20 protein-coding genes and 1 tRNA gene are annotated in these 21,598 nt (G+C 61.0%); 7 read left to right on the top strand and 14 right to left on the bottom strand.

From position 1 onward, the window contains the following. The first annotated feature begins 193 nt into the window (after nt 1–193). Entirely contained in the window at nt 194–808 is a 615-nt protein-coding gene (locus CNQ84_RS02505; RefSeq protein ID WP_096003327.1) for a class I SAM-dependent methyltransferase, read from the top strand. 55 nt (nt 809–863) lie between these two features. On the opposite strand, the gene CNQ84_RS02500 is transcribed toward CNQ84_RS02505, so the two are convergent. Then, the gene (locus tag CNQ84_RS02500; RefSeq protein WP_096003326.1) at nt 864–2,522 is read right to left on the bottom strand and encodes a long-chain-fatty-acid--CoA ligase; all 1,659 of its coding nucleotides are present in this window, start codon (nt 2,520–2,522) and stop codon (nt 864–866) included. Nucleotides 2,523–2,736: 214 nt separating this feature from the next. Between CNQ84_RS02500 and CNQ84_RS02495 the strand changes: the two genes are divergently transcribed. From CNQ84_RS02495 to CNQ84_RS02475, 5 genes are read left to right on the top strand one after another with little or no spacing between them, the layout of a single operon-like run. Then, a complete protein-coding gene (locus tag CNQ84_RS02495) occupies nt 2,737–4,278 on the top strand; it encodes a 2-isopropylmalate synthase (RefSeq protein WP_096003325.1) in 1,542 nt (513 codons plus the stop codon). Further along, on the top strand, nt 4,278–5,063 hold the full coding sequence (locus CNQ84_RS02490; RefSeq protein WP_096003324.1) for an energy transducer TonB: 786 nt from the start codon (nt 4,278–4,280) through the stop codon (nt 5,061–5,063). Before CNQ84_RS02495 ends, CNQ84_RS02490 begins: the two co-directional genes overlap by 1 nt. Then, on the top strand, nt 5,060–5,512 hold the full coding sequence (gene rimI, locus CNQ84_RS02485; RefSeq protein ID WP_096003323.1) for a ribosomal protein S18-alanine N-acetyltransferase: 453 nt from the start codon (nt 5,060–5,062) through the stop codon (nt 5,510–5,512). The genes CNQ84_RS02490 and rimI overlap by 4 nt, the downstream gene beginning before the upstream one ends. A 22-nt stretch (nt 5,513–5,534) precedes the next feature. After that, nucleotides 5,535–6,434 (top strand): DMT family transporter, encoded by a 900-nt coding sequence (locus CNQ84_RS02480; RefSeq protein WP_096003322.1) that lies wholly within the window; start codon nt 5,535–5,537, stop codon nt 6,432–6,434. Continuing rightward, on the top strand, nt 6,431–7,429 hold the full coding sequence (locus CNQ84_RS02475; RefSeq protein WP_096003321.1) for an isocitrate/isopropylmalate family dehydrogenase: 999 nt from the start codon (nt 6,431–6,433) through the stop codon (nt 7,427–7,429). Before CNQ84_RS02480 ends, CNQ84_RS02475 begins: the two co-directional genes overlap by 4 nt. A gap of 100 nt (nt 7,430–7,529) precedes the next feature. Here the strand turns inward: CNQ84_RS02475 and CNQ84_RS02470 are convergent. Continuing rightward, nucleotides 7,530–7,606: transfer RNA gene (locus CNQ84_RS02470), tRNA-Met, on the bottom strand. 102 nt (nt 7,607–7,708) lie between these two features. After that, entirely contained in the window at nt 7,709–10,666 is a 2,958-nt protein-coding gene (locus CNQ84_RS02465; protein WP_096003320.1) for a DUF748 domain-containing protein, read from the bottom strand. 150 nt (nt 10,667–10,816) lie between these two features. On the opposite strand from CNQ84_RS02465, the gene CNQ84_RS02460 reads away from it, so the two are divergent. Continuing rightward, nucleotides 10,817–12,499: an amidohydrolase gene (locus CNQ84_RS02460; protein ID WP_165771203.1), complete on the top strand. Its 1,683-nt coding sequence runs from the start codon at nt 10,817–10,819 to the stop codon at nt 12,497–12,499. A gap of 71 nt (nt 12,500–12,570) precedes the next feature. On the opposite strand, the gene CNQ84_RS02455 is transcribed toward CNQ84_RS02460, so the two are convergent. From CNQ84_RS02455 to CNQ84_RS02405, 11 genes are all read right to left on the bottom strand, one after another. After that, the gene (locus CNQ84_RS02455; protein WP_096003318.1) at nt 12,571–14,724 is read right to left on the bottom strand and encodes a TonB-dependent receptor; all 2,154 of its coding nucleotides are present in this window, start codon (nt 14,722–14,724) and stop codon (nt 12,571–12,573) included. A 205-nt stretch (nt 14,725–14,929) separates the two neighbouring features. Continuing rightward, the gene (locus tag CNQ84_RS02450; protein ID WP_096003317.1) at nt 14,930–15,259 is read right to left on the bottom strand and encodes a phage protein Gp27 family protein; all 330 of its coding nucleotides are present in this window, start codon (nt 15,257–15,259) and stop codon (nt 14,930–14,932) included. A gap of 11 nt (nt 15,260–15,270) precedes the next feature. Beyond that, on the bottom strand, nt 15,271–15,648 hold the full coding sequence (locus tag CNQ84_RS02445; protein ID WP_245841204.1) for a Mor transcription activator family protein: 378 nt from the start codon (nt 15,646–15,648) through the stop codon (nt 15,271–15,273). After that, the gene (locus tag CNQ84_RS02440) at nt 15,645–16,193 is read right to left on the bottom strand and encodes a hypothetical protein (RefSeq protein ID WP_096003316.1); all 549 of its coding nucleotides are present in this window, start codon (nt 16,191–16,193) and stop codon (nt 15,645–15,647) included. The genes CNQ84_RS02445 and CNQ84_RS02440 overlap by 4 nt, the downstream gene beginning before the upstream one ends. After that, the gene (locus CNQ84_RS02435) at nt 16,184–16,756 is read right to left on the bottom strand and encodes a gp16 family protein (RefSeq protein ID WP_096003315.1); all 573 of its coding nucleotides are present in this window, start codon (nt 16,754–16,756) and stop codon (nt 16,184–16,186) included. The genes CNQ84_RS02440 and CNQ84_RS02435 overlap by 10 nt, the downstream gene beginning before the upstream one ends. Beyond that, nucleotides 16,753–17,409: a hypothetical protein gene (locus tag CNQ84_RS02430; RefSeq protein WP_096003314.1), complete on the bottom strand. Its 657-nt coding sequence runs from the start codon at nt 17,407–17,409 to the stop codon at nt 16,753–16,755. Before CNQ84_RS02430 ends, CNQ84_RS02435 begins: the two co-directional genes overlap by 4 nt. A gap of 1 nt (nt 17,410) precedes the next feature. Next, nucleotides 17,411–18,028 carry a DUF3164 family protein gene (locus CNQ84_RS02425; RefSeq protein ID WP_096003313.1) on the bottom strand — a complete coding sequence of 206 codons (618 nt, stop codon included), beginning with the start codon at nt 18,026–18,028 and terminating at the stop codon, nt 17,411–17,413. Then, nucleotides 18,028–18,309 (bottom strand): hypothetical protein, encoded by a 282-nt coding sequence (locus CNQ84_RS02420; protein ID WP_096003312.1) that lies wholly within the window; start codon nt 18,307–18,309, stop codon nt 18,028–18,030. The genes CNQ84_RS02425 and CNQ84_RS02420 overlap by 1 nt, the downstream gene beginning before the upstream one ends. Next, nucleotides 18,309–18,638 carry a hypothetical protein gene (locus CNQ84_RS02415; RefSeq protein WP_096003311.1) on the bottom strand — a complete coding sequence of 110 codons (330 nt, stop codon included), beginning with the start codon at nt 18,636–18,638 and terminating at the stop codon, nt 18,309–18,311. Before CNQ84_RS02415 ends, CNQ84_RS02420 begins: the two co-directional genes overlap by 1 nt. A 1-nt stretch (nt 18,639) precedes the next feature. Continuing rightward, the gene (locus CNQ84_RS02410) at nt 18,640–19,836 is read right to left on the bottom strand and encodes an AAA family ATPase (RefSeq protein WP_217350044.1); all 1,197 of its coding nucleotides are present in this window, start codon (nt 19,834–19,836) and stop codon (nt 18,640–18,642) included. Beyond that, a complete protein-coding gene (locus CNQ84_RS02405) occupies nt 19,837–21,597 on the bottom strand; it encodes a DDE-type integrase/transposase/recombinase (protein ID WP_096003310.1) in 1,761 nt (586 codons plus the stop codon). Nucleotide 21,598 lies beyond the last annotated feature (1 nt).

Raw genomic sequence — 21,598 nt, 5'->3', positions numbered from 1 at the left:
AGGGTGTTCTTCTTTGTGCGCACGGAAAAGACCGGTAGCGGGTCGAGACTGTTTGAGTCGACCGCGACTCTCCTCGTGCTCGCAATGCTCCTGCCTCCTGCCTCCTGCCTGCGCCTCAACTGGCGCCCCTTTGTTTGATCCTATAGCTTGTCTTGATGGACTGCTAAGCTTGGACGCATGATCAGGAGGTGCAATGGGGTTATACGACAAGTATGTGCTGCCCAGGTTGATCGATACTGCCTGTGGCATGGGAGATGTCATGAAGCGCCGCGCCGCGCTTATCCCGCAGGCACAGGGTGATGTACTTGAGATAGGCATCGGTACCGGCCTGAATCTGGCTTACTACGACAAGACTCGCGTGACACGGATAACGGGTGTCGATCCGGCGGCGCAGATGCAGGCTCTTGCCAGGCAGCGAAGTCTCGATATCGGGATCCCGGTTGATATGGTGGCAGTCGATGTTCGTGGTATCCATGCGGATGCCGGGCGCTTTGACACCATCGTGATGACGTTCACCTTGTGCAGTATTGAAGACCCGATTCCGGCACTGCGGGAGATGAAACGCGTGCTTGGTGACGGTGGGCGCTTGCTTTTTTGTGAGCATGGCCTTGCTCCGGAGCAAGGCGTTAAGGCCTGGCAACACTGCTTGACGCCTTGGTGGAAGCCCCTTGCAGGCGGATGCCATCTGAACAGGGATATTCCTGCGCTTATTCAGGAGGCTGGGTTCGTGATCGAACGGTTGGACACCGGTTACATAAAGGGTCCGCGTCCGATGACCTTTCTGTACGAGGGCGTTGCAATCAAGTAGCGCAGAAACAAGAAGAGCGCCTGCGGCGCTCTGTCTTTGAGTCGTCTAAAGGGGCTCAGGCACGTCCCCACTCTACATCCTGCAGGTGTCTCCACATGATCTTGCCAGTCGGCGACTTGGGAATGCTGTCGCTGAACTGGACCATTTGAGGGCATTTGTAGGCGGCCATGTTTTCATGGCACCAGCTGATGATGTCTTGCTCTGTGGTTGCTTCCTGCCCCTTGGCCAGGACGACAACCGCTTTGACTGTTTCGCCGCGACGTTCGTGCGGGGCGGAGATGATGCAGACCTCCTGAATGGCTGGATGTGCATACATCAGCGACTCTACCTCCGCCGGCCAGACTTTGAAGCCCGATGCGTTGATCATGCGCTTCACACGGTCAACCAGGAAGAAGTAGCCTTCTTCATCGTAGTAACCTAGGTCGCCTGAGCGGAAGAAACGCTCGCCGTCGACCTCAACGAACGCCTCGTCTGTCGCCTCGGGTTTGTTCCAGTAGCCTTGGAAGATCTGTTCGCCGCGCATGATGATTTCACCCGTGACGCCGGGCTCAACCTCTTTCAGCGTTTCGACGTCGATCACGCGAGAGTCAACGCCGATGAAGGGAATGCCGAGACATTGTGCTTTGCACGCCTGGGGTGGGTTCACATGTGTTGCCGCGATGGTTTCCGACAGCCCGTAACCTTCCATATAGGTGAGGCCGGTCTTGTCCTTGAGTTTGGCTGCCACCGCCGCTGGCATGGCTGCGCCACCACCGCCAATACCGGTCAGGGAGCTGATGTCGTAGCTGTCGATGTCCGGATCCGACAGCATGTCGACGACCATGGTCGAGATGTTGCGCCAAGTGTTGATCTTCAAGCGCTCGATCAGTGTTGCGGCGACCTTGCGATCCCAGCGTGTCATCACCACCAAGGTGCCGCCGGCGTATAGCGTGGAATTCATGCAGGACTGCATGCCCGTCACATGGAACATCGGAACCGATACCAGGTGAACACAGCTGTGCTGGGTATTGACCCAGGCGGCGCCGTACACCGTTGTTGCCATCACGCTGTGATGGGTATGCACGCAGCCCTTGGGATTGCCGGTGGTACCGGAGCTGTAGGGGATCACGCAGAGGTCGCTCGGGCCGGCAGTGAGGGGGCCGGGTTGCAGCTCGGCTTTGAGCGCGTCCTGCCACAGAGTCACACCTGCGGCCTTGGTGATATTGCACGGAGCAGAGACAACGTCGGGTAGCGTCAGGTCAGTCGGCTGCTGGATGTATTCGTTGTACGCGCTTACAACGACTTCGCGAAGGCAGCCTTCGCCAATGTGAGGTACCACAAATTCGCTCAGCTCTTGCCCGCAGAGTGCAACAGGGGCCTGCGTATCCTCGATCAGGTAGGCCAGCTCGGCGGTGCGGTTCATCGGGTTCACCGGCACCACAACGGCGTTGGCTCGTAAAATGGCAAAGAAGCCGATGATGTACTGGGGGCTGTTTTGCATATATAGCAGCACCCGGTCACCGGCCTGTACGCCGGCTTGCTGAAGATAGCCGGCCAGACGCTCGGTTTGATCCTGCAGCTCGCGGTAGGTGACATCGGTGCCATAGTAATGAATGGCGGGATGTTCCGGGTATCGCAGCGCGGAGACTGTGATGTTGTGATACAGGTTGGTTGCCGGCAGCTCCAGCTCGCGGGGTACCTGTTCTGGCCATACTGCGAAATGACGATCAAACATGCGCTCAGTCTCCTGTTATTGTCGAGCAGACCTGGGCGCTGCTCGGCTGTTGTGCTTGGCATCGTAACAGCATAGGGAAAGCAAGAACGTGACGAAATGAAACTGGCTCGCGGTGTTGGCAGGCAATAAGCCTTGCTTAGTTCGCGTGCCGTTTGCGTGCCGGGATCGGGTATCATTGTGCACTTGGGAAAACGCGTCGCGGAGGGCTGCGGACATGTCACAGAATCAGGTCATCATCTTCGATACTACCTTGCGCGACGGGGAACAGAGCCCTGGCGCGTCCATGACCAAGGATGAGAAGCTGCGCATTGCTCGCGCGCTGGAGAAGCTGCGGGTCGATGTGATTGAGGCCGGTTTTGCGATTGCCAGCCCCGGCGACTTCGAAGCGGTCAAGCTGATTGCCGATACTATCCAGGACAGTGTCGTCTGCAGCCTGTCGCGCGCAGTGGATGCGGACATCGATCGCGCCGCTGAAGCATTGGCCGGTGCCAACGCCGGACGTATTCACACCTTTATCGCCACCAGCCCGATTCACATGCAGCACAAGCTGCGCTTGCCGCCTGATCAGGTCGTCGAGCAAGCGGTTCGGGCGGTCAAGCGTGCGCGCAACCTCTGCCCGGATGTCGAGTTTTCCTGCGAGGATGCGGGTCGCTCGGAGATCGATTTCCTGTGCCGTATCATCGAGGCCGCCATCGACGCCGGCGCGCGCACCATCAATATCCCCGATACGGTTGGCTATGCCATCCCGCACCAGTTTGCCGACACCATCCGCCAGATCATCACCCGCGTGCCGAACGCCGACAAGGCGATCTTCTCCGTACATTGCCACAATGATCTTGGCCTTGCGGTGGCCAACTCGCTGGCGGCGGTAACCGCAGGCGCGCGGCAGGTCGAGTGTACTATCAACGGCCTCGGTGAACGTGCTGGCAACGCCGCGCTGGAAGAAATCGTCATGGCGATCAAGACGCGCAAGGACCTGCTCAACGTGCAGACGCGCATCGAGACCGAAAACATCCTCGCCGCGTCACGATTGGTGTCCGGCATTACCGGCTTTCCTGTTCAGCCCAACAAGGCGATTGTGGGCGCCAATGCGTTCGCCCATGAATCGGGGATTCACCAGGACGGCGTGCTCAAGCACCGCGAGACCTATGAAATCATGAGCGCGCAGTCGGTTGGCTGGCACACCAACAAGCTGTCACTTGGCAAATTGTCCGGCCGTAATGCCTTTCGTTCTCGGCTCGAAGAGCTGGGCATTGAGCTGACGGGTGAGGCGTTGAACGCGGCCTTTGCCCGCTTCAAGCAACTGGCTGATCGCAAACACGAAATTTTTGATGAAGATCTGCAAGCCCTGGTGACCGACACGCTGACCGAGGTCGAAGAGCACATTCGCCTGATCCACCTGGAGGTCACTTCTTGCATGGGCGAGGTGCCGGTGGCTGCAGTGCAGTTGAGTGTTGACGGCAAGGAACAGGCCGCCAGCGCCGAAGGGTCGGGCCCGGTGGATGCTACGTTCAAGGCCATCGAGCAGTTGATTGGGTCAGACGCGAGCCTGCAACTGTATTCGGTCAACGCCATTACCCAGGGTACCGACTCTCAGGGTGAGGTGACGGTGCGTTTGGAAAAGGCAGGACGCATCGTCAACGGCAATGGGGCAGACACCGACATTGTTGTTGCGTCGGCCAAGGCCTACATCAATGCGCTCAACCTGATGCGCGAGGGTGCTTATAGAGCGCATCCCCAGACGGCGGGGGTCTGATGTACGAAGCGACACGTCTCGCCTATCTGGAGGCGCTGGGTGTTACCAATTGGATACCCCGCCAACCGCTGGGTGGTGTGCCGGTGCGCCCTTCCGCGTTGCTGCTGCCCGAGCCAGAACCTGAGCTTGCGCTGAGCGAGACGTCGCCTACAGCCGGTTTGACTCGAGAAGCTGCGCCCAGCACCGCAGCGCGTATTGAGGTGCCACGTCCCGGCAAACCCAAGATGTCGACACCTGCGCCGATAGCCACACCGGAGCCCGCTGTGCCTCAGGTAACGCAGCCCACTGGTCCGGCCGCTGAGCCGGTTGCGCCCTTCTATCTACAACTCTGGCAGTCCGGACCTTGCCTGTTGTTGATTGAAGCCCCCGAGCCTGGTTTGGAAAGCGCCATGCCCGGGTTTCTTTTGCTGCAGGATATTCTGCGCGCGGTGCAGTTGCCGGATCGCCCATCGCTGCTTGGCGACTTTCGCTGGCCGTTGAACCGTAACCCGCAGCTTGATCGCAGCGCCGGCGCTGCCAGCCTGGGCTTGCAGGCTTTCATGCGCAGGCGGGTTGAGGGTGGTGGCGTTGTATCGCTCGGCTGCTTTGGGTCCGCGACTACGCTGCTGGTAGACGCGGATCTGGCGCAGGCAGATAGCCTGCTTGGCTGCGAAGAAGCGCTGGATGATCTGCCGCCCGCCTGGTTTGCGCCCGACCTGGATACTCTGCTGCGCCGCCCGGCGAGCAAGGCTGAGCTGTGGGCGCTGCTGCGCCGTGTGCGTTCGCGTTGGCAGGAGACACAATGAGCGAACTGAGCTTCCGCCGCATGCAGGAATCAGATCTGGATGCGGTGCTGGCGATCGAGTTCGCCGCCTTCAGTCACCCCTGGACACGGGGCATCTTCCAGGATTGCGTGCAATCCGGACATGAGTGTTGGCTGGCTTTCAGTGGTCGACAGCAGGTAGGCCATGGGGTGTTGTCCGCCGCCGCAGGCGAATCGCATCTGCTGAACCTCACGGTCAAGCCGGAAAGCCAGGGCAATGGCTATGGCTATGCGCTGCTGGATCATCTGATGGCTCAGGCTCGGCTGCGTGACGCCGCCGAAGCATTCCTTGAAGTGCGCGCCTCCAATCAAACCGCCGCGCGACTCTATGAGCGCTACGGCTTCAACGAGATTGGCCGGCGGCGCAATTATTACCCGGCCGTTGGCGGGCGCGAGGACGCGCTGGTGATGGCCTACTCGCTGCTCGATTGACCGCGAGCCAACGGGAGAGACCATGTTTTTTGCCACACGCAAGGGGGCTGTCTGCGGGCTGATTATTGGCGCATTGGCTTGGGCCGGTAATGCCCTGGTCGCGCGTGCTAGTGCAGGCATGCTGCCGCCGGTCGGCTTGTCATTCTGGCGCTGGGTGGTGGCGCTGGCCCTGCTGCTGCCGTTCACATTGCCAAGCCTGATGCGGCACCGTGACGTGCTTGTTGTGCATTGGCCGCGCATCGCCTTGCTGGCTGCGTTGAGCATTTCCTCCTATAACACCCTGATGTACCAGGCAGCCCAAAGCACAACGGCTATCAACATCACTCTGGTTAACACCGGACTGCCGGTTGCCGCCTTCATCTGGTCTATCCTGCTGCTACGCCAATGGCCTACCCGGCTGACGCTTGGCGGCACTGTCCTGTCATTCTGTGGGCTGCTGTTGATTCTGGGGCGTGGTGAGCCGACCCAGGTGTTTGCCCAGGGCATGAACCGGGGTGATCTGATCATGGTGCTGGCCGTACTTACCTGGGGCCTGTATTCCGTGCTGCTGCGGCGCTGGCCGGTGCCGTTGCCGGGCTTCACGTTGCTGGCGGCGATGCTGCTGTTCGGCGTGCCGATTCTGCTGCCGTTCTACCTCTGGGAAGTCGGTCAGGGCGCGACCATGCCCTTGTCTGCCGTCTCGGTGGGCGCTGTGTTGTACACCGCGGTGATGGCTTCTCTGGTGGCCTATTCCGCCTGGAATAACGGTGTAAAGGTGCTGGGGCCGGGGACGGCGTCGCTCTTCAGCTACCTGATGCCGGTATTCGCCTCGTTGTTTGGTGTGCTGCTGCTGGGTGAGCAGTTGCATGGCTATCACCTGCTGGGCGGCAGCCTGACCTTCGCTGGCCTGGTGCTGGCGACCTGGCAGGGGCGCAAGGCATGAAGCGACTATGTGTTATTGCCGGCGACGGGATCGGCGCAGAAGTTGTGCCGGTGGCAGTCGATGCCCTCAGGCGCTTGTTGCCGGACCTGGCTACGGAATCCGCCAAGGCGGGCTGGGGCTGCTTCGAACGCAGCGGCAGCGCGGTGCCCGAGGCGACGCTGACGAGCATGCGTGAATGCGGCGCGGGCATCTTTGGCGCGGTGTCTTCGCCGTCCCATGCGGTTGCCGGCTATCGCAGCGCCATCCTCACGCTGCGTCAGCAACTGTCCCTCCACTGCAATCTGCGTCCGATACGCAGCTGGCCGGTCATTTCCCCGCGTCCGCATATCGACATGATTATTCTGCGCGAAAACAGCGAAGGGCTTTACATTGGCCGTGAGCGTATGGACGGTGAAGGCCGCGCCATTGCCGAACGACAGATCACTCGCAAAGCCAGCGAAAAACTGGCGCAGCGCCTGGCAGAGGTGGCAGCACTGCGCAATGCGCGGCGCATCACGCTTGTACACAAGGCCAATGTCCTGCCACTGACCTGCGGCCTGTTCCGTGACAGCGCGCGGCAAGTGCTGGCCGAGGCAGGTTGGAGCGAGTGCGTCGACGAGCGTCTGGTCGACGTGGCGGCGCTGCAGCTGGTGGAGTCACCGGAACGTTTTGACCTGATTGCCACCACCAACCTGTTTGGCGACATTCTCTCTGACCTGGCCTGTCACTGGTCCGGTGGGCTCGGCACCGCACCTTCGCTCAACTGGGGGGATGGCATTGCCCTCGCCGAGCCAGTACACGGCAGCGCCCCCGACATCGTCGGTACCGGCCGAGCTAACCCCTTGGCGGCGCTGCTCAGTGCCGCGCTGCTGCTGCGTTACTACTGGCACCTGCCCGCGTTGGCAGACCGGCTGGAGTCCGCCGTTGCGAACTTTCTGCAAGACGCCGGCACTGTCGACTTTGGCGACCGCACCACTCGCACCATCGCCGACGGCGTGCTGGCGCGGCTTGGCTGACGGTGGTAACTCGCCAGCAGACTGCCGTGGGCAGCTAGAGAGGCGAGGAGGGGAGCAGAAATAAAAAAAGGCCTAGCCGAAGCTAAGCCTTTGAAAAGGTTGGTGGCTACACCGGGACTTGAACCTGGGACACCAGCATTATGAATGCTGTGCTCTAACCAACTGAGCTATGTAGCCATCCGAGGCGCGCATTATTCATTTTGGCGGATACCTTGTCAAGCCTGTTGCCTTAATTTTTTGGCTGCCATTTCAATCGCTTAACCGGCCGTCTCGAAAGCCCTACTGACTATCCAGGTGCAAGGGGACGGTGACGGCTTCTGTGCCGCTGCTGTCCGAGGTGCTGACGTCGATAAGGTAGAGGCGCTGTGCGTCCAGGCCGCCGCGTTCGACCAGGTAGGCTTTGATCTCGGCGGCGCGGGCCTGGGCCAGGCGTCGCAGCATGAGGTCGTTGTTGCTCCAGTTGTCGAGCACTGCTTGGCGTAGCTGCGCCGCACGTTGTTCGCGGTCCAGCTCGCTCCATTCTGGTGGTGGCTGGCGTTTCAGTCGCGCGCGATAGATGCCTTCAAGCAGCGCGGGTTTGTCGTCTTCCTCCACGACCAGCTCATTGGGGCTGGCCGGTACGCGGGCGCCGCTGCGTTGCAAGGATTGGTACAGCAATTGCTGATACTCCGCTTCCAGGCGTGCGGCCGCCAGCAGTGGCCCGTCTTGCTGCACGGTACTGAGGCCTTCGATTTCCAGGGTCAGGGCCGGGCGTTCCTGCAGGGCACTGGCCAGCGTGTCGAGTGTTCGCTGGGCGTTGGCGTCCAGCTCTTTCTGTCCGGGAGCAAAGCTGACCTGGCTTAGGTCCTGATCATCGCCGCTGACCAGGCCGGCGATAAACTTGAAGGGCGCCTGGGTGGCGCGCAGCAGCAGGTTGCGCAGGGTTTGCCAGACTATCGGCATGACGCTGAACTGCGGGTCTTCGAGGTTGCCGGAGACCGGTAGCGAGAGGTCGATATTGCCTTTGGTGTCTTTGAGCAGCGCGACAGCCAGGCGCACCGGCAGGTCGACCGCATCCGGGCTATCCACTTTCTCACCCAGTTGCAGGCCTTCGAGCAGCAGCTTGTTTTCGGCGTTCAGCTGGCCCTGTTCGATACGGTAGCGCAGGTCGAGGTTGAGACGGCCTTTGCGAATGCGGTAGCCGGCAAACTTGCCGGAGTAGGGTGTGAGCGTGGTCAGTTCAACGTTGCGAAAACGGGTGGCGATGTCGAGGCTGTTAAGCGGATCGAAGGGGGTGAGGCCGCCTTGGATGGTGACCGGTGCATAGCGGTCTACCCGGCCTTCGATAGCCACACTGGCGACCAGCGGGCGCTGGTTGTCGATCGTGCCGATGCTGCCGTTGAGTTGGCCGAGTGCGGTAGCAAAGTTGGGGGTCAGGCTGAAGTCGGCGAAGTTGGCGGAGCCATCGTTGATGCGGATGCCGCCGATGCGCAGGGCCAAGGGGGACTTGTCGCTCGCTTGTGGCTGGCTTGCGGACGCTGATGCTACTGGTTGTTCGACCAGCAGGCCGCTGAAGTTGGTGGTCAGGTTTTCATTGATGATGAAGCGCACGTAGGGTTGCTGCAGGGTGACGCCGTCGATGCTCAGGCGATCGGTCTGGTAGTCGATGCCGCTGAGGTCCAGACGCTGCCATTTCAGCAGGTCGCGTTGGCGGGCGCTGTCGACAATGTGCAGCTGGTTGACATGGGCGTCGCCACTAACGCCGATGTCCAGTGGCTGCAAGCCTTTGAGCTGTACCTGCAGTTGGCTGCCGAGCAGGCCGCTGCGCAGCTGGATGCGCACCAGCGGTTCAACGTAGGTGCGCGCCAGTTGCAGGTTCAGGTCGCGGGTGTTGACCTGCAGGTTGGCCGTGAGCGGCGTCAGTGTAACGTCGCCGTTGGCCTGTAGCTGCCCACTGCCATTGACGCCGGTGTCCAGCGACAGTTGAAAGGGCGCCTGGCCCAGGCTGTCGAAGTCACGCAGGCTGAGGTTCAGCGGTGCGAGTTCCAGTGTCACATCTTCGGCTGGCTGGCGGTCTTGCAGGTGCAGCTGGTAACTGCTTAGGTCAGCCGCTGCGACCTGCAGTTGCCAGGGCGGCGGTGGCTCTGCAGGTTCGGTTGCTGAGGGTGTTGCGGTCGAGTCGCTGGCCGGTTCGTCAGCGGCGGTGCCCTGGTCTTCGGCGCTGCTGTTGTTCGCGTCCGCTGCCGCGGCTTCGTCGGCGGGGGGCAGCAGGGCTAGCAGGTCGATCTCGCCCTGCTCGGTGCGTGCGGCCCAGGCCTCAAGGCCCTCGCTTTGTATCGTGCCCAGGCGCGCCCGGCGCTGAGACAGGTCCAGCGAGCCCTCGGCGATGTTCAGTGTGGGGATGCGCAGCAGGGGCGCTTGCGCGGTCTGCAGATTGAAGTCCTGCAGGGTCAGCTGCGCGTTGCTGAGAGTGACGTCCGTGCGCTCGGACAGGTCAATCTGGTAGTCGGTACTGGCGCTCAGTGCGCCGCTTTGCAGGGTAACGGCCAGGCGTTCGCGCACATACGGCCAAATGGTTTGCAGCTCGGCAGCGTCAACGCTGACATGGCCCCTGGAGCGCAGCGGCAGCAGACTCAGTGAGCCTTGCCAGTCCAGGCGTGCGCCGTACGGGCCGCTGGCGGTGAGGGTCATGTTACTGTTGTTGTCGGGCAAGGTGCTGAGGTCGTGTAGCTCCAGCGACAGGTTGTCGTAGGCAAAGACCACCGGCTCGTTGGTGCGCTGGTCTTCGAAGAACAGGCTGTTCTTGATCAGCGCGATGCGATCCAGCTCAACGGGGAAGGGGCGAGAGTCGGTTGCGGGGGGCTCTGGCTCGCTGCGCTCGGGCAGGTTGAACAGCTGCAGCAGATTCAGCTCTCCGTCCCGGTTAAAACGGACGTCGCCGTGAGCGCGCTCAAGTTCTATGTCGGTCAGATGCAGTGCGCCGCGCCACAGGCTGTCCAGCGACAGGTTGGCGTACAGGCGGCGAAAGGCGATCTGCGGCGCGTCTGGCTCGCCGATATGCAGGTTCCAGAGGGTGGCTTCAAAGCTGAACGGGTTGAACTCGACCCGCTCCAGTTTGGCTGGTGCATTGGTCAGTTTGGCCAGCTGCTGGTTGGCAATGTGCAGCACGGTGGCTGGTAGCAGCAGCGCGCCAATCAGGGTGTAGGCAAAGGCTGCGATCAACAGCGAAACCAGCAGGCTTTTCTTGCTCAAGCGCATGGGAATATCGTCGCAAACAGGGGCACCAGATGAGTATGGCATGAGACTAGCGCTTTGCCGCTAGTCTTGCGTCTGGCGTATATGTCATGTGCCGGTCGGGGCCGGGCTTTTACAATAACGCGGTACAACAAAAATAATAAGGAAAGCGGCATGCGCAAGCTGGGTATCGGGATGTTATTGCTGATGTTGGTGCTGTTGACCGGATGGTGGCTGACTCGGCCGCCGTCTACCGACCTGATCTTTTATGGTGGCCCGGTGCTGACGGTCAATCAGCAGGATCAGGTAGCAGAGGCGCTGGCCGTCAAAGAGGGGGTTATTGTCGCCGTGGGCGACGTTGCGTCAGTGATGGCGCACCGCACTGCTGATACGCAGGTGATTGACCTGCAAGGCCGTGCGCTGTTGCCGGGCTTTGTCGGGGCACACGAGCACCCGACGCTGACGGCGGTGTTTGCCGGAGCACATGACCTGTCCGGCTTTACCCACCAGAGTAATGCGCAGGTCTGGTCGGCGCTGCGTCAGGCGATAGCCGCTACACCTCCCGGCGAGTGGGTTTATGCTGGTGGTCTGGACGCGATTTTGGTGCCGGATCTTCAGGTGCCGATGCGTGAGGCACTGGATACGCTGGCCCCGGATAACCCTGTGGTGCTGATTTCTCAGACGTTGCACTCGGCCTGGGCCAACTCCATGGCCTTCCGTGAGGCGGGAGTCACCGCTGACACGCCGGACCCGGGCACCGGCTCCTATTACGAGCGCGACGCCGATGGCGGATTCACCGGGTTTATTGCCGAGACTCGCGCGATGGCACCCTTTGTCGAGGGGCTGCGTGCGCCGCTGGGTCTGGCTGGCCGCTACGGCGACACGCTCGATGGTTACCTGAGTCAGGGGTTTACCTCGGTTGCCTCGCTGGGCTACAACCTGCCGCCCTGGCTGGCTCGGCTGGTGGCGCTGCGGGATTTTCAACCGCGTATTCGCCAGTTCTTCTATCTGGTCGACAGCGAACTGCAGTATCTACCCGATACGCCGGACCACGATGACCCGTATTTTCGGGTACTGGGGGTAAAGCTCTGGCACGACGGCTCGCCCTACACCGGCAGCATGCTGACATCCATGCCGTATCTGGACAGCGAGCTAGGCAAGACGCTGGGTATCGAGCCCGGTAGTCACGGCGCTGGCATGATCGCTCAGCAGGAGCTGGTCGAGCGCCTGTGCCACTACAGCCGTGAAGGCTGGCAGGTGGCGATTCACAGCCAGGGCGACGAGTCCAATCGGCAGGTGTCCAGGGCCATACTGGAGGCCTTGCCAGCCGGGGCTGGCCAACGTCAGGTGCGGCTTGAACATTCTGTGCTATTGCCGCCGGACCTGTTGCCGGCGCTGGCCGAGCGGGGAGTGAGTCCGAGCTTTCATATCAACCACATTCTCTACTATGGCGACCGGCTGGCGGACTCGATTATCGGTCGTCATGTGGCCCAGCAGGTGTTGCCGGTACGTCGCGCCTTTGAGCTGCAGATGCACCCGTCACTGCATGCCGACAGCCCGATGTTTCCGACCGAAGGCTTCAGCCTGATGCAGACAGCAATCACCCGGCAAACCTCCAGTGGGCAAGTGCTGAACGCAGCGCAGGCGATCACTGTGCAGCAGGCGCTGCGGGCGATGACGATCAACGCGGCCTGGCAACTGGGCATTGACCAGCAGGCGGGTAGTCTGGAGGTGGGCAAGTGGGCCGATCTGCAGATTGTTGACCAAAGCCCTTACGCGGTACCGGCCAAGAGGCTGAGCGCACTAAAGGTGGAAGAGGTCTACCTGGCTGGCGCACTGCAGTATCGCCGGGAGTAAGGAGCGTCGCCCGCGCATTGCGCGGGCGCGGGTGGTGTGCGGCGCCGAGTGCTTGGCGCCGCAGGTGGGTGTTACCAGGACAGGGTCGCCACCACACCCAGGGCGCGTGGGTCGCCATAGGCTGCATTGCCGTAGGTGGAGTCTTCGCGGAAGCGCTCGGTACGGTATTCGCGATCAAACAGGTTGTTGGCGTATAGGTAGGCGCCCCAGTTGTCCTGCTCATAGCCGACCTTCATGTTGACCAGCGCGTAGGCGTCGGTTTCGGTGTCCGGGGTGTTCAGCAGGCTAGCGCCTTCGCTGGCGTAGGAGACATTACCGTTGAGGAACCAGCCGTTGGCAAAACGCCAGGTGCTGGCCACATTGCCGGTCCAGTTGCGGGCAAACTGGAACTCTTCACCGGAATAATCGACACCGCTGTTCTCAAAGTCGTCGAATTCGGTCTTGCTGTAGCCCACGCCGGCGGATAGATCCCAGTTGCGGTTGACGGCGTACTTGCCCTCCAGCTCAAAGCCGTACACGTGCGACTCGCCCGCGTTGACGACAAAACGGTCCAGCGGATGAAACGCGCCGGGTGGCGCGATGGTTACCTGCTGATCGGTCCAGTCGGTAAAGAACAGGTTGACGTTGACCGCCAGACGCCGGTCCAGCAGCAGCGCACGCAGGGACGACTCGTAGTGGGTGGTGAACTCTTCGTCGTACTCCTGCACTTGGCCACGGATCGGGTTGGTAGACACGCCACCCGATCGGTAGCCGCGCTGGACCAGGAAGCCGGTCGACAGGGTATCGCTCCACAGGTAGTTGAAACCGAGCTTGGGCAGCAGGTTGAAGGCATCGGTCTTGCCGTCCTGCTGGCCCGGGCCGATCAGGCCGGCGAGGAAGCCATCGATCAGCGGGTCGAATCCGGGCCCATAGGACGTGGCGCGCTCGATGGTGGTCCTGACGTCGCTCTGGCGCTCCTCGTAATCGGCGCGCAGGCCCGCCAGCAGCACCAGTTGGTCGGTCAGGTGGTAGTCGATGTCGGCGAACAGCGCGGCGTTTTTGTAGCTTTCCTCGGTGTAGTTAGAGGAATTCAGCGCAATAGGAATGGGTAGCAGTCCACCCGTATCCAGCTCCACGTTATTGGTGGTATAGCCGTCATCCAGCTTGCCGGTGGCCAGATACAGGCCGGTTACCGAGCGCAGGCGATCGCCGTTGTAATGCAGCAGAAACTCCTGATTAAAGGTGTAGTCGTCGGTTTCCTGTTGCAGGGTCGCTTCGCCCGGGCTGCCGTCAAAGTCGTTGTCGCGCTCAAAGTCGCTCTGCACGAAACCGGTATTGGCCTCGAAGCTGAGGCGGTCGTTCAACGGTTGCTTGAAGCTCAGGGAAACGCTGTCGCTCACGGTCTCCCACGTGCTGGGGTAATTCAGACGGCTTTCGCGGCCACTCTGACGATCATCAACTGCGGCGTCGCCATCCTCGCGAAAGCGGTTGTGACTCAGGCTCAGCAGCAGCTCGCCGTCACTCGGTAGCAGGTACAGCAGCTTGCCGCGCAGGTTGCCGTTATAGCTGCTGTTGAAGTCACTCTGGTTCAGGAATTCATTGTTCACAAAGCCGTCGGTATGCTGGTAGTCACCGGTTATGCGATAGGCCAGGTTGTCAGTCAGCGGCCCGGTTTGCATGATCGCGGTCTGGTAGGTGTGGTCTTCACCGTAGGCCATCTTGGCCGCACCATTGCTGGCGAACTCAGGGTCGCGGGTCTTGAGAGTGATTTGGCCGGCCAGTGAGTTGCGGCCGGAAGTGGTGGACTGTGGGCCGCGCAGGACTTCAACGCTTTCCAGGTCCCAGGTGCTGATGGCGTTGTCCTGAATGCTACGGCTGGTCAGCAGGCCGTTGTCGATATACACGCCAATGGTGCCGGCGCCGTTGTCTGCGCCGGTTGGGCCGGCGTTGGCAATGCCGCGAATCGACAGGCTGTTGAAGCCGCTGGTATTGCTGACGTTGGGCACGCTCTCGATCAGGTCGTAGAGGTTGTCCATGCGTGTGCCGTCGCTGATCTCATCACCCTCGACGACCAGCGCACTGGCAACGGTTTCCAGTTGGGTGCGTTCGATTTTCTGGCCGGTGATGAGAATTTCCGGCAGCGCCAGCGTGGTGCTGTTGCCTGTCGGTTCGGCGGCTAGTGCCAGGCCGGGACTGAGGGAGGCGAGCAGGGCGCCACCCAGGCGGTGAGCCTTGTAGGTTTTCATTATGTGATCCCTGAGGTGATTGGCAGATTTGTAGTTTTCAGTGCTAACTGTAGCGCGAATGAGAATCTTAACCAATTGCCGATTGGGACGGCGTGCCTGATTGAGGGGGAGTGAGATAAATAAACAGGGAGACGCTAGATAATTGCGGGACTTAGCGAGCTATAGGGGGCCTTATCGGGCTAGATATTGAAAAAGAGTTTCAATATTAGCTTTGGGTCTTGCCGTAACGGACATAACTGAAAAGGGACTCAGAGAAATCGATCAAGCCGGCTTGGTCACTACCGTTGTAAACACTGGAAGCTACTTCCAAGCAGCGCATCCGGATCAACCGGTCTTCCGAAATCTCTTGAGCTTCGGGGCTTTCAGATTTACCCAGTAAGTACCTATGAAGCGACGACCTGGAATGCTCATAACCTTGGTCGGCCAACCAGCTGTGATGATCATCAATGGTGAGCGACGGTTGCTCAAAATAGCGATGCAAAAGCTCGGCGGAAACGTTCGCCGGCAGCGAGTTCAAAGTAGATTTGCGGCCCATAAGTGACCTCCTTAAAACAGTTCGGCGCTTGAGTCATCCAAATCAAGTCTACCCTGGTCCCGGTCGAATTTACGGTCTTGGATGCGCTTCAGCAAGCGGTAGATCGCGTTCTCTGTCAGGTTGTATTCCACGGCAAGAACGTGGTGGTTTCGCCCGTTGAATTTGCCGAGGATCTCCAGGTCACGTTTGGTCAGCTTGTAGAAGTAGTCCTTGGGAAAGCAGACGGTGCTGCCAGCCCAAACTTCGCTGAGATGGTTGGCAAGGGAGTTGCCAGCCTGCTTGGCCAGCGCCTCCTCAATGCCGTGTTCCTCAAGAATCTGAGCACAGTGCGCCACAATAGAATCAAGCAGCTCATGACGCTTGTCAGCCATTGCAGAGTTGTTGCTCATGCCAGTTCCCTCCTACGTTTCTCGGCTTCTTCAGGGCTGATCAGCCCCTTGCTTTCATCACCGTTGATCTGGGATAGCTTCAGGAAATAGTCGTCAGTGCGTAGCGGGCCGGTGCCGGCCGGGCGCGCACGACTTGCCTCTGCTGCTGCGGCTACCGCTTGGGTGTCGCCCGCCAAGCCAAAGACCACGGCACGCAGGTAGTGGTGGTTATCCAGCGGCAACGTGAGTTTTTCGCGGGCGCTGAGCATCTGCTCGATGCCCATGGCCCACAGGGTTTGTGTTGCGCGGCGGGAGTCATTGGTGCGGGCGTCACGGCTGACCGTGCCAGGGTTTACCAGGGTCAGTAGATCCTCCACCAAGCGGATGGCCTTGCTGGTGCGCAGCGAGCGTTTGGCCGGACTGAACAGCCGCAGGTATTGAAGTACTGCTTTACCGAGCTTTGGTTCCATACCTGCGAACAGCGCGGCCAGGCGCTTGCCCTCGTCGTCGGCCATGCCAGCCTCAAGCGGGAACTGCTCACCGCAGCATGGGCAGGTCAGCTGCATTGGGCCTCATCCTTTTCCAGCTTCTCCGCTCGTAGCGCTCGGATGACTGCCTCCAGCATTGGAACCTTGCGCTCCCAGCCGTGCGGCATGTCTTCCAATACCGCTGCGCGCTCTGCGCCCTGGTAGCCCAGCTCGTCCAGCAGGCCATCCAACTCGGCCTTGAGGTGTTGCTTTTGCTGCTCGACGTGCAGGGCCGCAACCAGCGCCTTGTAGTGCTTGGGCTGCTTCAGCCAGGCGCAGCGCTCGATGCCGAACATGCGCTTGGCGATCGCATCAGCGTATGACCAGGGCAGCTTCATATCGGCCAGCAGCGCCTCGATCTTGGTGATCTCCGCGTCCAGTTTCTTGAAGTTGTGCGGCTTGCCCTTGGCCTTGTTGCTGGGCTTGGGCTGGAAGCCGAGGCGCTCAAACTCCCGGAGAACCCGGCTGCAGGTGCGTTCGGTCAGTTGCTTTGAGCTGGTGACACCCGCCACCCTGCCAAGCAGGGCGCGGTAGTCTTCATCGGTCATGCCCAATTGCTGCCGCGCGATGTGGATCTTGGCGGTGTTGGCACGGCTGATCATTGCACCAGCTCCTCCGGCTTGCGAGCCGCTACCTCTCCAGCAGTAATATCGTCGCCCTGGTCTGTCACCGTGAATATCGGGGTTAGTACCAAGTTGCTCGGACCATTGGCCCACATCCAACCGCGCGGCGCGGGGAACACCGGGTCAACGAAGTCGCAGCCCTTTGCGATGCACCACTGGATGACCTGCTCTCTGGTTGCGTCGCCACAGTGCTCTGGAATGCTGGGCTTCAGCTTCCACTTGCCGAGTAGTCGGCCAACCTCTGTGCAGGGCAGGCGCTCAAAGTCGCACTTGATTCCGGGCCACAGCTTCTCGGCCAGCCGCTCCACTGCTTTCAGCCCGTTAAAGGCACAGGTGGCCCGCTTACCCATCACGGTATTGGTGGCATATCCACCGGTGAAGATGTGCACAGCAACCTCTACCGCAGCGATCTTGCGGACGCCAGAAACCGGATACTTCACTGTGGACGCGACGCCGTCCTTTGCGATCGCTGCAACAGCATCGGGCTTCAGTGAGTGAAGGTTTGTCAGGGCGTATTGGGTCCAGATGTTCGACTGGCACGGCATGCTCTGCATGATTACGCCGCTATCATCGACCACCCAATAAAGGAAGTCCTGCCCCGCGTCTTTAAATTCGATTAGCCACTGAGCCATATCAAGCCCCCGCCAAGTTCAGGTTGATCTGTTCGTATCGGTCGTCGCCGACGCGGCGGTAAACGCGGATATAGACCGCCTTGCCGTTCACCTGGATGGAATCCCGCAGGGCTTCCATCGCGGTCTTCCAGTCTTCGTCGTCGATTTCCAGGCGCATCAGGTCGAGTACGTCGTTGGTGCGTATCTCGCCGTTGCGGCCGGTGAATGCGCGGTCGACCAGGGCCATCAGGTGGCGATCAGCACCAGCGCTCCATTTGCGGATGCAGGCGTAGATCAGTTCCTTGGCCGCTAGAATCTCCTCGGTGAAGCTGAGGCGGTTGGCCAGCGCCCGCTCGATCTTGAACTCGCCGTCGTAAGTGGTGATCGACACGTTGCCTTTCTTGCCGCCGAGCTTCACCCCATAGCGCTCCAGCGAAATGCTGATCAGGTCTTCGATATCGGCGAGCGCCTTGGCCTTGAATGCAGCCATCGACTCACTGATGGCCACCGCCTGGGCGGCCAGATCGCGGGCCACGTTGTCGCGCAGCTTGTCCTGGTCGCGCACCTGGTGCTCGGGTACCAGGTGGCCAGCGGCGTTTTTGACGAAGCCGTCAGGGATTTGCTGTATTGGCGCGTTCATCAATGCACTCCTCGGGTCTCTTTGGCCCGCTTTACGTTGTGGTGATAGTTGGCCGCCAGCTCGTCGAGCACCGCATTCACCTGCTCGGGCTGGTTAGCTATGTGAGCCTGAACCGCCTTGTGCAGCATCGGAATGAGATAGCTCCGGTAGCCCTCAAGCTGGCACCAAAGGTCGGTTGTTTGCCGATTGGCGCGTTCCAGGGCGAGCCGCAGCTCGCCCTCGGAAAGCAGTTCGGGGTTGGCGAACGTGATTGGCACAGAGATGTACATTTCGCTGCTCATCAATGCACCCTCCCAATCCGCCCGGCCACCGGCGGTACGCCAACCAGCCACTCGATCTCGCAGCCCAGGAGGAATGAGCGGCAGCGGCTGAAGTTTCCGGGGGTGCGTACCAGGGCGATGCCGCTGCGGCCTACGCGGATCATGTGCAGTGGCTGCTCGCACTCAACCACCAGCAGCGGCTGAACGCCGTCGACGCATGTGAACTTGACGCTGCAGCCGTGCGCCTTCAGCTCTCGGCCCACCTGGTTGGCCAGGGCGAGGGAGGCTTTCACCTGCTCGGTAAAAACCTTGCTTGGACGTTTCTCAATAAACGGAATCAGAGCACCCATCTCACACCCCCATCACAATGTCGGCTTCGACACGATCAGCACCCACCTCGGCGGCGGCGTTGAAGGCGGCGATCAGCAGGTTATGAACGGCCAGGGGGTGCAGCATGCTGTAGTGGCCGCGCGATTGATTGAAGCCCTGCAAGCGCTGGCGAACGGCCTCGATTGCCTCCGGCGTAACCAGGTTGTCTAGCGTCTTGCCGGCCAGGTCAAAGCGGTGCTTGAGGTACGCGGTCAGGTTGGCGTCCAGCGGCTGCAGCGTGGCAATTTCGCAGCGCTGAACCACCTCCCGTACCGAGGGGTTGCGCTCGCTCAGGCGCTCGCCCAGCTCGGTCTGCCCGATCATCACCACCGACAGCAGCCGCGCGAAACCTTCCTCCAACTCAAAGAACCGCTTGAGGTGGCGCAGCGTGTGGATGGGCAGGCTGTGCGCTTCTTCAATGATCAGGATGTGGCGGTTACCCAGCCGGAAGGACTCGCGCAGCGCCTTGTGTACCGCGCGAAAACGGGCTTCATAGGTCTGCGGCAAACGCTGCTCAGGGGCCACCTCATACAGGATGGCAGCGCTGATATCGCCGGCCTTCAGTGGCTTACCCCGAGTGTCGTTTTCTTCCATACCGATCACATAGGGTTCAATGATGATGGTCGGCCGGCTGTCGTTGCGCAGCCGCTCATGCAGCTCCTGGCGAATGGTGCTCTTGCCGCTGCCGCTTTCGCCGACAATGGCCAGAAACACGCCGTCCTGGGTGGCCTGGTACAGCGACTCGCGGACGTACCGAATATCCGGCGATACGAACAGGTCTTCGCTGGACCGGGGGTTAGCAAAGGGGTCAGGCACCAGCCCGAACTGCCGCTTGGCCTGTGGCGTCAATGATTGTTTGCGTAGTAGCATGGGTTGCACTTCCATATCGTCTGTTTGGGATTTGCCTTGCCAGCTGGGGTTGCCGCCCCAGCTGGTCTTCCTGTACCGCTCGTCTGCAGGGTCAAAACAACCCTCCAGCGCTTCTGCCTCCACTCCTTTTTCCTTCAGCCAGTTGGTAATGTTGCTGCGCAGCGTTTCTTCGTCTGTCAGCTTTGGGTAGAGGCTACGATTGAGCAGCAGGTTGATCGCCGCACTGGACAGGCCAACGGCCCTGGCCAGCTCGGCTTGCGACAGGCCAGAGAGCTGCAGTACTTCCTTTAGCCTCATTTGCAGCATCATCTATTTACCTCCTACGACGCTGAGTTTCGGACGCACCAGGGCGGCGCGAACGGCTTCCACAACAGCATCCAGCTCGGTCTCCAGAACGCCGTCTGGGTACCCTGCCTTCAGCGCTGCAAAATGCTCCTTGCCCCATCCGGGGAACTGCCCCATAACGCGCTTGGCAGCGGCGAAGTGGGTCAGGCGCGACGGCTCAATTGCCGCCACGTCTGTATTGGTCTCCAACTCGGTACCGCGCTTGGGCAGGTAGGCCGGCAGCTCGGTATCGGTGATGTGCTTGTTCGGGTCGATGCGGCCACCGAACGGCAGCGCCTTGGCCTTGCGTGCTGCCTTGGCTTCTTCCTCGGTTTGGGTTTCGGTGGCCAGTTGCTCCAGCACCTTTTTGGCGGCTTGTGCCGGGGTCTCGCTGTGGCTTTTGAAGTCGCTGCCTATAGTTGCGGCCGTGGTGGCAAAGCCGAACTCATCCAGCTGGATGCGCTCGACAACATGGAACGCGCGCCGGCCTTCCTCGTTGGTGACAACTACCTGAGCGCTGTCCGCGTCGCGCCATGGGTTGCGGGTGAGCAGCAGCTTCTCGCCGACCAGTACGCCCGGCACGGTGCTGACGTCATAGTCAGCGCCACGGTAAGACACGCGCAGCAGCGGCGACACTTTGCGCTGTTCGGGTTCACAGATGGCCAGCTCGCGGCACACCTCCGCAGCCGGCGCAACGCGCAGCTGCTCGGCGGTAATGCGCTGCCATACGGCGAAGCGGGTGCTGCGGTGGCGGCTGTGGATGGCCACGCCGTTGTAATGGCGCATCCACTGGCCGGCCAGCTCGTTGATCTGCTCCAGGGTGGTGGCGCGTACCAGCTTCAGGCCGGACTCAAACTGGCACTCGACGATGTTGTGCGCTTGCTCGACTTGGCCTTTGGCGCGAGCGTTGCCGACCTCGTTGATGATCAGATCGATCGACAGCGCCTGGCACAGGTTGCGGAACATGGCAGACGTCATCGCTGCGCCGGGGTCGGTCATCAGCGCCCAGGGCACGCCGTGGAATGGGTCCGCCACGCCGCGATACTGCATGCAGCTGATCAGCACATGACAGAGGTTCTCGGCGCTCTCAGCGCCCAGCACGTACTGCACATAGATTGCGCCGCTGGCATGGTCAGTGATTACGTAGCGCCAGAGGCGCTGCCGCTCAATCTTCTTCAGGTTACCCGGCTTGCCATCGTAGAACTGCGCCTGATCCATCACCGCCGCGCCGTCGTCGGCAAGGTAGAACTGCGTCGAGATTGACGCATCCACCTGCCATACGTGGTTGGGGTGCCGGCTGGCGAGTGATACCGCTGGCGCCGGGGCCAGCACCTGGTCAGGGTGCAGGTTTGCCTTGTACAGCGCCCGGCTGATGGCAGAGGTTGAGAACGCCTTAAACTCGCCGGTCTGTTCATTCACACGGCCGGCCATAATCAGGCCGTTGCTGCGCAGGCGCTCTACCGCCAGCTTCACGCTGGATAGCTGTTTCTGGTTCTTGCGAATGCTCTCGACCAACAGTGCCGAGATAAGCTGCAGCTCTTTGAGCGGGATGCCGGTTTTGCCGGCGTCACTGCGGCGTTTACGTTGGGGGCGCACGGTGACCTCCTGGAGCTTGCGGTACAGGGTCGGTACCGACATGCCAAGGCGAGCAGCGCCCGCCTCAAGGATCGCCCGGCGCTCGCCGCGTCCGGCCGCTTCGGCCTGCCGCGCTACAGCCTGAATTTCCTGCATGAGTACCGGGTTCATG

This window comes from Pseudomonas abyssi (assembly GCF_002307495.1).
Classification (GTDB): Bacteria; Pseudomonadota; Gammaproteobacteria; order Pseudomonadales; family Pseudomonadaceae; genus Halopseudomonas; species Halopseudomonas abyssi.
The sequence above is the reverse complement of the archived record's forward strand: the minus strand, read 5'-3'. Positions and strand labels throughout refer to the sequence as shown.